This window comes from Cellulomonas fimi, assembly GCF_012952065.1.
Classification (GTDB): Bacteria; Actinomycetota; Actinomycetes; order Actinomycetales; family Cellulomonadaceae; genus Pengzhenrongella; species Pengzhenrongella fimi_A.
The window spans coordinates 148,499-161,105 of the sequence record NZ_JABCJJ010000007.1; the positions used below are offsets into that span (position 1 = coordinate 148,499).

The 12,607-nt window shown below is 75.5% G+C and carries 12 protein-coding genes; 10 read left to right on the plus strand and 2 right to left on the minus strand.

Annotated features, from left to right (window positions below; genetic code table 11):
- The first annotated feature begins 36 nt into the window (after nucleotides 1-36).
- The 7 genes from HIR71_RS06925 (at nucleotide 37) to HIR71_RS06955 (ending at nucleotide 5,461) form a co-directional block, all read left to right on the plus strand.
- On the plus strand, nucleotides 37-315 hold the full coding sequence (locus tag HIR71_RS06925) for a F0F1 ATP synthase subunit epsilon (protein ID WP_169324318.1): 279 nt from the start codon (nucleotides 37-39) through the stop codon (nucleotides 313-315).
- A gap of 13 nt (nucleotides 316-328) precedes the next feature.
- The gene (locus HIR71_RS06930) at nucleotides 329-754 is read left to right on the plus strand and encodes a DUF2550 domain-containing protein (RefSeq protein WP_311836147.1); all 426 of its coding nucleotides are present in this window, start codon (nucleotides 329-331) and stop codon (nucleotides 752-754) included.
- Between the two features lie 62 nt (nucleotides 755-816).
- Nucleotides 817-1,512: an endonuclease NucS gene (gene nucS / locus HIR71_RS06935; RefSeq protein ID WP_169324319.1), complete on the plus strand. Its 696-nt coding sequence runs from the start codon at nucleotides 817-819 to the stop codon at nucleotides 1,510-1,512.
- A gap of 26 nt (nucleotides 1,513-1,538) precedes the next feature.
- Nucleotides 1,539-2,768, plus strand: a complete 1,230-nt coding sequence (locus HIR71_RS06940) for an N-acetylglucosamine-6-phosphate deacetylase (RefSeq protein ID WP_169324320.1) — start codon at nucleotides 1,539-1,541, stop codon at nucleotides 2,766-2,768.
- Nucleotides 2,765-4,198: a GH1 family beta-glucosidase gene (locus HIR71_RS06945; RefSeq protein WP_311836148.1), complete on the plus strand. Its 1,434-nt coding sequence runs from the start codon at nucleotides 2,765-2,767 to the stop codon at nucleotides 4,196-4,198. Before HIR71_RS06940 ends, HIR71_RS06945 begins: the two co-directional genes overlap by 4 nt.
- Nucleotides 4,199-4,245: 47 nt before the next feature.
- On the plus strand, nucleotides 4,246-4,545 hold the full coding sequence (locus HIR71_RS06950) for a hypothetical protein (protein ID WP_169324322.1): 300 nt from the start codon (nucleotides 4,246-4,248) through the stop codon (nucleotides 4,543-4,545).
- Between the two features lie 88 nt (nucleotides 4,546-4,633).
- The gene (locus HIR71_RS06955; protein WP_169324323.1) at nucleotides 4,634-5,461 is read left to right on the plus strand and encodes an alpha/beta fold hydrolase; all 828 of its coding nucleotides are present in this window, start codon (nucleotides 4,634-4,636) and stop codon (nucleotides 5,459-5,461) included.
- A 125-nt stretch (nucleotides 5,462-5,586) separates the two neighbouring features.
- On the opposite strand, the gene HIR71_RS06960 is transcribed toward HIR71_RS06955, so the two are convergent.
- Both HIR71_RS06960 and HIR71_RS06965 read right to left on the minus strand, forming a co-directional pair.
- Nucleotides 5,587-6,012 (minus strand): hypothetical protein, encoded by a 426-nt coding sequence (locus HIR71_RS06960; RefSeq protein ID WP_169324324.1) that lies wholly within the window; start codon nucleotides 6,010-6,012, stop codon nucleotides 5,587-5,589.
- Nucleotides 6,009-8,261: a coiled-coil domain-containing protein gene (locus HIR71_RS06965; RefSeq protein WP_211373869.1), complete on the minus strand. Its 2,253-nt coding sequence runs from the start codon at nucleotides 8,259-8,261 to the stop codon at nucleotides 6,009-6,011. The genes HIR71_RS06960 and HIR71_RS06965 overlap by 4 nt, the downstream gene beginning before the upstream one ends.
- Nucleotides 8,262-8,535: 274 nt before the next feature.
- Here HIR71_RS06965 and HIR71_RS06970 point away from each other — a divergent pair, with 274 nt between their 5' ends.
- Genes HIR71_RS06970 through HIR71_RS06980 form a run of 3 tightly spaced genes read left to right on the plus strand, consistent with a single transcriptional unit; the run spans nucleotide 8,536 to nucleotide 12,131 of the window.
- Nucleotides 8,536-10,122, plus strand: coding sequence for a hypothetical protein (locus HIR71_RS06970; protein WP_169324325.1), 1,587 nt, complete (start codon nucleotides 8,536-8,538; stop codon nucleotides 10,120-10,122).
- Nucleotides 10,122-11,141 carry a DUF8094 domain-containing protein gene (locus tag HIR71_RS06975; protein WP_169324326.1) on the plus strand — a complete coding sequence of 340 codons (1,020 nt, stop codon included), beginning with the start codon at nucleotides 10,122-10,124 and terminating at the stop codon, nucleotides 11,139-11,141. The genes HIR71_RS06970 and HIR71_RS06975 overlap by 1 nt, the downstream gene beginning before the upstream one ends.
- Nucleotides 11,142-11,180: 39 nt before the next feature.
- Nucleotides 11,181-12,131 carry a tetratricopeptide repeat protein gene (locus HIR71_RS06980; protein ID WP_169324327.1) on the plus strand — a complete coding sequence of 317 codons (951 nt, stop codon included), beginning with the start codon at nucleotides 11,181-11,183 and terminating at the stop codon, nucleotides 12,129-12,131.
- Nucleotides 12,132-12,607: the final 476 nt, after the last annotated feature.

Here is a 12,607-nt window from a genome sequence, read left to right on the forward strand (position 1 = left end):
CCCGACCGACGCGTACCGGACAACGAAGGAGCACCCGTGGCACAGCTGGACGTCGACCTCGTGGCGGCCGACCGCAAGATCTGGTCGGGCCAGGCGAGCATGGTCAGCGCACCCGCGTCCGAGGGCGAGATCGGCATCCTGCCCGGGCACTCGCCCGTGCTCGCCGTGCTGCGGGCGGGGGAGGTCCGGATCACGCCGGTCTCCGGCGCCGGCATCCGCGGCACGATCGACGGCGGGTTCCTCTCGGTGGACCACGACCGCGTCACGATCGTCGCGGACGCCGTGTCCATGACGGCCGGCGCGTCGACGCGCTGAGCCGGAGCGCGCAGTGGCCCTCACGATCGTCGAGGTGGCGGTGGGCGCACTCGTGCTCGCCGTCGTCGTGACGTTCGGGCTCGGAGCATCGCGCCTGCGCACGCTCTCGGGTCGGGTCGGGTCGTTCGTGTGCGCCGCCCGGCCGGCCCAGCCGCCGGGCGGCGCGTGGTCCGCGGGGATCGCGCAGTACGGGGCCGGGCGGCTCGACTGGTGGCGGTCGTGGTCGCTGTCCCCGCGGCCCGCTCGGTCCTGGGAGCGGAGCGAGCTCGAGGTCCTCGGCCGCGACTCGATGGAGGCCGCGGGCCGTCCCGACCTGTACCTCGTCCGATGTCGGCACCGGGACGCCGAGCTCGAGCTGACGATGTCGCCCGGTGCGTACGCCGGCCTCACGTCCTGGCTCGAGGCCGCTCCGCCCAGCGACGTCGCCCGGCTCGTCTGAGCGACCTCGTCCTGGCAGACAGCGCGTCAGCCCGTTCCGCGATACCGAAGGAAGGCACCCTCGTGCGTCTGGTCGTCGCCAGGTGCTCGGCCGACTACTCCGGCCGGCTCAACGCCCACCTGCCGCTCGCCACGCGCCTCGTGCTCGTCAAGGCCGACGGCAGCGTCCTGCTCCACTCGGACGGCGGCTCCTACAAGCCGCTCAACTGGATGAGCCCGCCGTGCACGCTGGCCGTCGCGACGCCGGACGCCGATGCGGCAGCGCGCGGCGTGGAGCAGGTGTGGACGGTGCAGCACGCCAAGAGCGACGACCGGCTGGTCATCGAGCTCCACGAGGTCCTGCACGACTCCGCCCACGAGCTCGGCGTCGACCCCGGGCTCGTGAAGGACGGTGTCGAGGCGCACCTCCAGGCCATGCTCGCTGCCCAGATCCAGCTTCTCGGCACAGGGCACAGCCTGGTCCGCCGCGAGTTCCCGACCGCCATCGGGCCCGTCGACATCCTCGCCAAGGACCCCTCGGGTGGCACCGTCGCGGTCGAGATCAAGCGTCGCGGTGACATCGACGGCGTCGAGCAGCTCACCCGCTACCTCGAGCTGCTCAACCGCGACCCGCTCCTGGCGCCGGTGCGAGGCGTCTTCGCGGCGCAGGAGATCAAGCCGCAGGCCCGCGTGCTCGCGACGGACCGCGGGATCGGCTGCCTCGTGCTCGACTACGACGCCATGCGGGGGCTCGACGACGTCGACGCCCGCCTGTTCTGACCGTGCGCGTGCGCCATGATGGCCCCATGACCGAACCCGCCGCCCCGCTCGTCCTGCGCGGCCGTGTCGTCACCCCGGACCGCGTGATCGAGGACGGCGCCGTCGTCGTCGAGGGGGCGCGGATCGTCTGGGTCGGTGACATCGCGAGCGCGACCGCTCCGCCCGCACTGTCCGAGGTGGTCGGGGCGACCGACCCACCCACAGGTGGCACCACGCTGCTTCCCGGACTCGTCGACCTGCACAACCACGGAGGCGGCGGCGCGAGCTTCCCGGACTCGGCCGACGTCGGGACCGCGCGAGGGGCGGTCCGCGAGCACCTGCGCCACGGCACGACGAGCATGCTGGCGTCCCTGGTCACGGCCGACCCGGCGACGCTCGTGGAGCGCGCCGCCCTCCTGGCGGACGTGGCCGACACCGGCGACCTGGTCGGCATCCATCTGGAGGGGCCGTTCCTCTCGCACGCGCGCTGCGGCGCCCAGAACCCGGCCGACATGCGCCCCGGGGACCCGGAGCTCGTGCGCCGGATCGCGGACGCCGCGCGGGGGCACCTCGTGTCGATGACGGTCGCCCCCGAGGTCGAGGACGTCGTCGGGCCCGGCGGGGTGATCGAGGCGCTCGCGCGCGCCGGGGCCGTGCCGTCGATCGGCCACACGGACGCGTCCTTCGACCAGGTCGAGCGGGCGGTCGCAGCGTCGCGCGACGCCCTTGCGGCGGACACGGCGCGCTCCCGTCGCCCGACCGCGACGCACCTGTTCAACGGGATGCGTCCGCTGCACCACCGCGACCCCGGGCCGATCGCCGCATGCCTGGCGGCTGCGGGTCGCGGCGAGCTGGTGGTCGAGCTCATCGCCGACGGCACCCACCTGGCTCCGGGGATCGTGCGCACGGTGTTCGACCTCGTCGGCCCGGGGTCGATCGCCCTGGTGACGGACGCGATGGCGGCCGCCGGCATGCCCGACGGCACCTACGACCTCGGCCCGATGCGGGTGCGGGTCGCCGAAGGCGTGGCGCGCCTCGCGGACGGCGACGCGATCGCGGGCGGCACGGCGCACCTCGTCGACGTCGTGCGGTCCGCGGTGGCTGCGGGGGTCCCCCTGGCCGACGCGGTGCGCGCCGCCAGCGTGACGCCCGCCGAGGTGCTCGGTCGCACGGACGTCGGTGCTCTCGAGCGCGGCCGGCGTGCGGACGTCGTCGTGGTCGACGCCGACCTCGTCCCGCAGGCCGTACTGCGCGCAGGGCAGTGGGTCGAGCGGTGACGCCGTCCCGGAGCTTCCCCGACACCTTCGTGTGGGGGTCGGCGACGGCCGCGTACCAGATCGAGGGCGCGGCCTCGGAGGGTGGCCGCGGCCCGTCCATCTGGGACACCTTCAGCCACACCCCGGGAAGGACGCTCAACGGCGACACGGGTGACGTCGCGGTCGACCACTACCACCGCTGGCGCGACGACCTGGCGCACATGCGGGCGATCGGCCTGCGGGCGTACCGGTTCTCGGTCTCGTGGTCACGCGTCCAGCCGGGCGGGTCGGGAAAGTTCAACGCCGAGGGCCTCGCGTTCTACTCGGCGCTGGTCGACGCGCTGGTCGAGGCCAGGATCCAGCCGGTCGTGACCCTGTACCACTGGGACCTCCCGCAGGAGCTCGAGGACGAGGGCGGCTGGGCCAACCGCGAGACCGCGGTCCGGTTCGGGGCCTACGCGGAGCGCATGGCGCGCGAGCTCGGCAACCGGGTCACCGTCTGGACCACGTTCAACGAGCCGTGGTGCTCGGCCTACCTCGGCTACGCGTCCGGCGTGCACGCGCCCGGCCGGACCGACGACGCCGCGGCGCTCGCTGCGGTGCACCACCTCAACCTCGCGCACGGCCTCGCGGCCCGGGCGATCCGCGGGGTGCTGGGGGACGACGCGCGACTCTCGATCACCCTCAACCTGCACGTCGTCCGGCCCGACGACCCGACGTCGGCGGCCGACCTCGACGCCGTCCGCCGGATCGACGCGGTCGGCAACCGCGCGTTCCTCGGGCCGTTGCTCGACGGCGCCTACCCCGACGACCTCCTCGCGGACACGGCGCACGTCTCGGACTGGTCGTTCGTGCACGACGGCGACCTGGCGACGATCCGCGTCCCGATCGACGTGCTGGGCGTCAACTACTACTCGACGAACCGGGTCCGGCACCACGCCGGTGAGGGTGAGCGCGTGCAGGCGGACGGTCACGGCGACTCGGCCGCGTCCCCGTGGGTCGGTGCGGACGACGTCGACTTCCTCACCCAGCCGGGCCCGTACACCGCCATGGGCTGGAACATCGACCCGAACGGCATGACCGAGCTGCTCGTCGGGCTGCGTGAGCGCTACCCCGATCAGCCGCTCATGGTCACGGAGAACGGCGCCGCGTTCACCGACGAGGTCACGCCCGACGGCCGCGTCCACGACCCGCAGCGTGTCGCCTACCTGCACGACCACCTCGCCGCGGTCGGGTCGGCGATCGACGCCGGTGCGGACGTCCGGGGCTACTTCGTGTGGTCCCTGCTCGACAACTTCGAGTGGGGGTACGGCTACGAGCGGCGGTTCGGCATCATCCACGTCGACTACGGGACGCAGGTGCGTACCTGGAAGGACTCGGCGTACTGGTACCGCGAGCTGCTCCGGACCGGCTCCGTGCCGCCGGTCGAGCTCGCGCGCGAGCTGGCCTGACCCGCGCGACGCACGGACGGCAGTCTCGATCGGAGGGGGGAGGGGCCATGCCCAGCGGCAGGAGGTCCAAGCGGCGTCCGTGGGGCGGCGAGCCTGCGCCCGTCGACGTGCAGCGCGCGCTCGGCGGCCGGCGGACGGAGGACGCGCCCGACGGCTCGTGGACGGTCCAGACGGTCACGGGCTCGACGAAGTCGTACCGCTGCCCGGGCTGCCAGCAGCTGATCGCGCCCGGTGCGGGGCACGTGGTCGCGTGGCCGGCCGAGGGGCTGCTCGGGGCGGAGTCGGCCCTCGCGGACCGACGGCACTGGCACCGCTCGTGCTGGGACGCCCGCGGCCGCCGGCGCTGACCCCGCTGCCCGCTGACCCGACGCCGACGCCGCCGCCTGCGCGACGACGTCGGTGGGTAGGCTCGCGCCCGACGGCGAAGGAGAGCTCATGACGATCGACGGCCTGCTCGCGCTGCACACCTATCGCGACGGGCCCCCGGCCCGCATGCCTCTCGTGCTGCTGCACGGGTTCCCGCTCGACCACCGGATGTGGGACGACGTCGTCCACCTGCTGCCCGGCGAGCGCACCGTCGTGGCGCCGGACCTGCCGGGGCTCGGTTCGTCGCCCTCGGGTGAGGACGTCGCGGGCGCGCTCGGCGCCCCGTCCGAGCCGTCCCTCGACGTGGCCGCCGACGCCGTCGCCGCGACGCTGCGCGCCGCGGGCATCGAGCGCGCGGCGATCGCGGGGCTCTCGATGGGCGGGTACGTCGCGATGGCCCTCGTCGAGCGTCACCGGGACCTGGTCGCCGGCCTGGGTCTGCTGGACACCAAATCGACGGCCGACGACGACGCCGCGCGCGCCAACCGGCTGCGCATCGCCGACACGGTGGTCGCCGAGGGAGAGGTCGCGGCGGTGCTGGGGATGCGGCGTGCGCTGCTGGGTGAGACGAACCGGGTGGCGCGACCGGACCTGGTGGACCGGCTCGAGCAGTGGATCCGGAGCCAGGGTCCCGTCGGCGTGGCCTGGTCCCAGCGCGCGATGGCAGCTCGCCCCGACCGGACGAGCGTGCTGGCACGGTTCACGGGGCCGGCCCTCGTGCTCGTGGGCGCGGAGGACGACGTCACGCCGCCGTCCGCGGCCCGGCACCTGGCACAGGCGCTCCCCGCTGCCGAGGTCGTCGTGGTGCCGCGGGCAGGGCACATGACCAGCATCGAGGAGCCCGAGCCCGTCGCGGCGGCGCTGGACCGGCTCGCGCTCCGGGCCGACGGGAGCTGACTGCGGCTGAGCGGCGCTGGCCGGCGCTGACCGGCACCCGCCAGGCACCCGCCAGGCACCCGCCAGGCACCCGCCAGGATCCGCCAGGATCCGACCGCCGCTGCTCGGACGAGCCGCGGAGCCGCTCAGCGACCGGGCGAGCCGTGCTGCTCCAGCACACGGGCGAGCGCGTCGCCGAGGTCGATCGAGTCCCCGTCGCGGCCGCCCTTGCCGAGCACGAGCGGCGGGTCGTCGGGCGTCGGGCGGGCGCCACGGAACCGAGCGGCGAGGCTCGGTGGCACGGTCAGGACGTAGAACTCGCCGTCGGTCCCGACCGCCACGCTCTCGTCCATCCGGAGGTACCAGCCGCGCAGCGGGGTGCGGTACCGGGCGCGACCGTCGTGGCTGCGCGCCGAGAGCGGACGTGCCGGCACCCGGCGGGCGGTGGCCTCCCGGACGAACTCCGCGATCAGCGCACGCGCTCGGAGCGTCTCGGCGGCGCGCCGACGCTCGAGCGCGGCGGCGTGCTCGGCTGCGGCGTCCCGTCGGCGGGTCGCCCAGTCGTCCGTCATCGGGACGGGTGCGTCGCCGTCCCGTCGTGCGCGGGCTCCGTGTCCGGCTGTGCCTCGCCCGACACGTCCGGCGCGCCGGTCGCGTCCCCGGACCCGCCCGTGCCGGTCGCCTCGGTCGCGTCGGCCTCCTCGTCGACCGTCCCGCGCCCGTCGTCCGCGCCCGCGGCCGCGCTGTCGGACGTGGTCGCCTCGGTCGCGTCCGGCTCCTCGGCAGGACCGGCCTGCGGGGCGACCTGCGGCGTCGCGGCGGAGATCGGTGCCGGCCGCCCCTTCGCCGGCCTGGCGGCTGCACCGGACTTCGTCGCGCCCTTCGCGCCGACGTTCTCCCGCGGCTGCCTCGGCCCCGACCCGCCGGGCGCAGCAGGCGCCGATGCCGACGTCTCGAAGGTCTGCTCCGCCTCGGCGGCGCGCTCGAGGACCGCCCGGCTGGGCTGCGGGTCGTGCCCCAGCAGGTTGCGCAGCTCGTCGAGGTAGGACGTGATCGACTCGCGCTGCCGGTTGAGGTCCTCGACCTGCCGCTGCGCCGTGGTGCGCTCCCGCTCGGCCTCGATCATCGCGTCGGACAGGTTCTTCTCGGCGTACTCGCGTGCCTCGGTGACGACGCGGTCGGCGTTGCGTCGCGCGTTCGACAGGAGCTCCTTGGCGTGCGCGTCCGTGTCGCGACGGACCTGCTCGGCGTGCTCGAGAGCCCGCACGACCCGTTGCTCGGCCTCGGCCGCGTGCGCCTCGGAGTCCCGCACCAGCCGCTCGGTCTCGGCGCGCGCGGTCTCGTGCCGCTCGGCGTCCGCCCGCTCCGCCTCCTCGCGGCGGGTCGCGATCTGGAGATCGGCGTCGGCGAGGGCCTGACGCGCACGCTGCAGCGCGTCGTCGGCCTCGGACCTCGCCTCCGCGGTGTGCTCGGCGGCTGACCGCCGCGCGTCGGTGAGCAGCCGCTCGACCTCGAGCCGCGTGCTCTCGCGCAGCTCGGTCGTCTCGCGCTCGGCGGCGGCCCGCAGGTCGGCCGTCTCGCGCGCGGCGACGGCACGGAGCTCGCCGACCTCGCGCTCCGCGGTCTCGCGCAGGTGCGTGCTCTCGAGCTCGGCCGCTGCGCGCAGCTCGGACGACTCGCGCTCCGCGGTCCCCCGAAGCTCGGCGGCATAGTGCTCGGCGTCGGCCCGGAGGGTGGTGACGTCCTGCTCGGCCTCGGTGCGGGCTGCCGCGCTCTCGTCGGCGACGGCGGCCCTGATCTCTGCGACCTCGCGGTCGGCCGTGGCGCGGACGAAGGCGGCGTACTGGTCCGCCTCGGCGCGGAGGGCAGCCGCCTCGGTCGTGGCTCGCTGCAGGAGCGCGGCGGCGTCGCGGTCGGCGCCGGCCCGGAGCCCGTCCGCGTACTGCTGGGCGTCGGCGCGCAGCGTCGCCGCCTCGGACTCGACCCGCTGGCGGAAGTCCGCCACCTCGGCCTCTGTCGTCGACCGGAGCTGCGCCGCATGCTGCTCGGCGCCGCTGCGCAGGGCCGCGAGCTCGCTGTCGACCCGCTGCCGCAGCGCCGTCGTGTCCGAGTCGGCCGACTGCCGCAGGTCCTGCGCGTACCGCTCGGCCTCCGCGCGCATCGCCGTCGTCTCCGCCTCGGTGCGGCTGCGCAGCTCGGCCGCCGCGGACTCGGTGGTGACACGCAGCTCGGTGGTCTCGCGCTCGACGGTCGCGCGCAGCGTGCCGAGCTCGCGCTCGAGGCCGGTGCGACGCTCGCTCTCCTCGGTCGTGGTCGCGCTCTGGATCCGCGCGGCCTCCCGCTCGGCCGACCCGACCAGCTCCTCGGCGCGGCGCTGCGCGCCGGTCAGGGTGCTCTCGGCTTCGGCCGCAGCGGTGGTCCGCACCTCCTCGGCCTCGCGACGCGCCGTCGCGAGCAGCTCGCCGACCTCGTTCTCGGCGCGCCCGCGCAGCTGGCCGGCGGCCAGCTTCGCCCGGGCCAGCGCGTCCGCCGCCTGCGCGTTCGCCTGCGACATGACGTCGGACGACTGCTCCTCGGCCGACCGCAGGAGCTGCTCGATCCGGGATCCCAGGCCCGAGTACGTGGGCCGCTCGGCCTCGCGCAGCTGCCGGTGCGCCTCGGAGAGCTCACCCGCGACCTGCATCGTCTTGCCGTCGAGCGCCTCGACCTGGGCACGGGCGTCGGCGAGCGCCTGCTCGAGCTGGCGGAGGCGCGCGTCCACCGGGGCGCGTTCGTAGCCGCGGAAGTTCACCACGGGGAAGGGCGGACGGTCGTCGGGCACAGCATCCTCCAGGGCAGGCACGAGCACTCGGGCCGATCGACGTCGGCGCAGGTCGCGCTGGAGCGCACCGGCCGACCGACGCCGATCAGGATATCGGTCGGGTGATTCTGCGACGTCCGGTCCGGACCGGTGGTCCGGCGGGGCCGGCCGGTGCGCGCGCGGTGCGGGGTGCGGTGGGGTCATGGCGGGCGGTTCGAAGCGGACGGGGCGCCCTGGTCTGCCCGGATACCGTCGCTCGCCTATCCTGGAGCGTCGTCTTCGGAAGGGTTCGTACGTGCTGCAACGACTGATCGCCGCCGTCCTGAGCGTGCTGGGCCTGGCCGCCATCGCGTTCGGCGTCGGCTCCGCGACGCTCTGGCGGGCGGAGGACACGCTCGTCGCGTCCGCGCGGCCCTCCGCCGACGGGACGCTCGTCGCGACCGCGCCCGGCGTGCTCGAGCTGGGCGGCGGCGCGGTGACCGTCGCAGCCGAGGCCGTGGGCGGCACCAAGGTCGTGCTCGCGATCGGCAAGGAGCCCGACGTCGCCGGCTGGGTCGGCTCCGACGCGCACACCCTGCTGACCGGGCTGGCGGACGGCGGCACGCTCAGCACCCGAGCCGTCGAGGGGACCGGGCCGGCGGCCCCCGACGCTGCGGACGCCCCGGACGAGGCGCCGGTCGAGGACGGTGCCCAGGCGCCGGCTCCGGCACCCGCACCAGAGCCGACGCCGGCCCCGGACCCGGACGGCTCCGACCTGTGGGTCCAGCAGGCGACGGGGGAGACCACCGCGGAGCTGACGTGGACGCCCGAGCCGGGCCGATGGACGTTGCTCGCGGCGGGCGTCGGCGAGGGCGCGCAGGCGCCGGTCGTGCGGCTCTCGTGGCCGCAGACCGTCACGACGCCGTGGCTCGTCCCCGGGCTCGTCGTCGGCGGCCTCCTGCTCGTGACGGGTCTCGTGCTCGGCGCCCGTGCGTGGCGCCGGGGCCGCGGCCCGGCGGGCCCGTCGACCTGGCACCCGGTCGACACGGGCGCGACGCCCGTGGTCGTCGCGAGCGGCTCCGCACCGCTCGCCGACACCGCGGCGAGCGGCGTCCGGGCGCTCACGCCCGGTCCGCAGCCCACCTCGGACGAGCGCCCGACCGTGGTCCTCACCCGGCGTCAGCTGCGGGAGGCTGCGGCCGCTGCTGCGGCCGCCACGCCGGCCGCGACGAGGCCACGCCTCCCGCTCCGGTTCCGCGCGCAAGCCGGCGGCCCGGCGTCGGCGGCTCCCGAGTCGACCCCGCCCGAGGTCGCCCCGCGCGAGGCCGCGCCACCCGGTTCCGCCGCACGAACAAACGACGCACTGCAGCAGGACGCACTGCAGCACGGCGCACCGCGGGACGACGCACGCGGTTCGGCCGAGCGCCGGAGCGACGCCTTCCTGCCGGCCGCGACGGAGCCCGTGCGGGCGGCGGACCAACGGCGGGGGACCGGCTCGTCCGCGACGACTCCGCAGCCGGTGGCACCCCAGCCGGCACCCGCCCGTCCGAGCCGGACGGCGGCTGCACCCACCTCTGTGGGTCGCCGGGGGACGCTTCCTGAGGGAGCGCCGTCGTCGGCGCCGAGCCGTCCTGACGCCCCACGAACCCCTCCCGTCGCCGGCTCCGGAGCCGCCGGCCCCGGCTCGTCGTCGACCGCCCCGGCGGGCTCCCGGGCCGATGCCTGGCGACGGGCGTGGGGCGTCCCCGGTGCGACGGGTGCGGAGCAGGGCGCGCCGGGACCGGCGGAGGCGCCGGACCAGGGCGCCGCAGCGGAGCGGCATCGATCAGGCGACGGGCCAGGAGACGGGCCAGGAGACGGGCGCGGTGCCGGAGACCCCGAGCGACGTGGGAAGGACAGCTGATGGACCGCACCACCCGCACGCGCCGACGCGCGGCGGCCTGGGCGGCCGTCGCTGCCCTCGTGCTGAGTGCGTGCGCGCCGACTCTGCCCGAGCCGCAGCCGGCCGACGTCCCGGCAGTGCCGCCCCCGGCCGTGACGCCCGCGCAGGCGGAGCGTGTCCTCGACGCCGTCGGCGCGACCCTCACGACGGCCGACGCCGCGCTCTCCACGGACGGGCTCGACGCGCGGCTCTCCGGTCCGGCCCTCGCGAGCCGCACCGCTGAGTACGCGGTGACGAGCGCCACGGCTGGGGCGAAGGGCTTGACGCCGGTCCCGACGAGCGCCCAGACGCTCGTCGTGCCGAACACCCAGGAGTGGCCGCGCGTCCAGCTCGTGGTGACCGAGCAGCCCGACGACCTCTCGAGCCCGCGCCTGCTCGTGCTCCAGCAGGCGAGCCCACGCAGCCAGTACATGCTGTGGGGGTGGGCACGGCTCCTGCCGGGCGTCCAGATGCCCGCCACGGCGACCGCGGACGTCGGCAGCACGCCGCTGCCGCCCGACGCCGCCGGACTGGTGGTCGCGCCGGCCGACGTCGCGTCGCAGTACGCCGACCTCCTGACCAACGGCGACGCCTCCGCGTTCGCCTCGGTGTTCGCCGGCCCCGACTCCTTCCGTCAGGGCCTGCTGACCGGGCGGGAGCCGCTCGCCCAGGTGGCGGCGCAGGCCTCGGGCACGTTCTCGGAGATCTCCACCGCCGTGCCGGACCAGACCTTCGCGCTCTCGACCGCGGACGGCGGGGCGATCGTCGTCGCCGCCATGACCACGACGTCGTCACTCACCTTCAGCGGGGCGACGCTCCCGCTGCCGCCCGAGCTGGCCGCCGTCTCGGGCGGCGCGCTCGCGCCGGGCAGCGAGCTCAGGAGCTCGCTCGGCGTGACGTACTCCGACGTCGTCGCCTTCTACGTCCCGCCCGCCGGGGTCCAGGCGCCCGTCGAGGTCCTGGGCGCCGAGCACATCCGCACGTCCGTCACCGGCGCCTGACCGGACATCTCGGACCGGTAGAAGATCAGGAGACACACCATGAGCCAGCCCAGCAGCCCGCCCTCGCGCTTGGACGTGCGCGGTGCCGTCGACCTCGGCGCACTCGGCCGGCCGACGACCCCGCCACCCGGCGCGCCCGGAAGCGCACCTGCCGCGGGACCGTACGTGGTCGACACGACCGAGTCGACCTTCCCGGAGCTCGTCCAGAGCTCCACGCAGTACCCCGTGGTGGTGCTCCTCTGGTCTTCTCGCAGCCCCGCGAGCACCGAGCTGGCGAGCAGCCTCGGTGCGCTGGCGGGCCAGTACGGCGGGCGCTTCCTGCTCTCACGCGTCGACGTCGACAGCAACCCCCAGATCGCCGCGGCGTTCCAGGTGCAGCAGGTGCCGTCGGTCGTCGCCGTGCTGGCGGGTCAGCCGGTCCCGCTGTTCCAGGGGGCCTACCCCGCGGAGCAGGTGGCCCCGGTGCTCGACCAGGTCCTCGAGGCGGCCGCGGCCAACGGCGTGACCGGAACCGCTCCGGCCGGCACCGAGGACGCCGGGGCCAACGCCGCAGAGCCCGAGCCCGTGGAGGAGCCGCTGCCCCCGTTGCACCAGGCCGCTTACGACGCGATCGAGCGTGACGACCTCGACTCGGCGGCGGCCGCGTACTCGCAGGCCCTGCGCGAGAACCCGCGCGACGACATGGCCCGCGCGGGACTGGCTCAGGTGGGTCTCATGCAGCGGACGCGGGACGTCGACCCCCGGACGGTCCGGGACGCGGCCGCCGCGAGCCCGGGCGACGTGGACGCGCAGCTCGCGGTGGCTGACCTCGACGTGCTGGGCGGCAAGGTCGAGGACGCGTTCGCGCGGCTGGTGGACCTGGTCCGCGCGACGTCGGGCCCGGAGCGGGACCGTGTGCGGCTGCGACTGGTCGAGCTCTTCGACGTCGTGGGGTCCGACGACCCGCGTGTGCCGCCCGCACGACGCGCGCTCGCGAGCGCGCTGTACTGAGCCGCGCCCCGGAGCTCGTGACGAGATCCGGTCGCCTGCGGCCCGATGGTGCCGACGGCACACCGGCGAGGCGATTCAGCGCGCTGACCTGCGACGGAAGCGGTGACCGGCGTCACGTCGCGGCGAGTTGACGCTCTCGGCAGGGGCTGCGTACTGTTCTGGATGTCGCCCGGCAGGGAGGAACGGACACCGCAGCGCCTCTCAGCGCGCAGCGTGGCTGGTCCCGGAGGGTGACCACCCCGAGCACGTCCGTCAGGCGCCTCTGCGCCTGGGTCCGGGTGCGCTCTGAGCCGGTGACCCCGGTCGATCCCGCTGCGAGAGGGGATTTGACGAGGGGGAGCGGCTCGGCTAAGTTTGAACGGTTGCCTCGCGGCGGGTTGGGAGATCCAAGGCGATGCGCGTCTGTTCCTTGAGAACTCAACAGCGTGCCAAGTAGTTGATGCCATGTGGTTCATCGGTTGGTGTTGTCCGGGCTT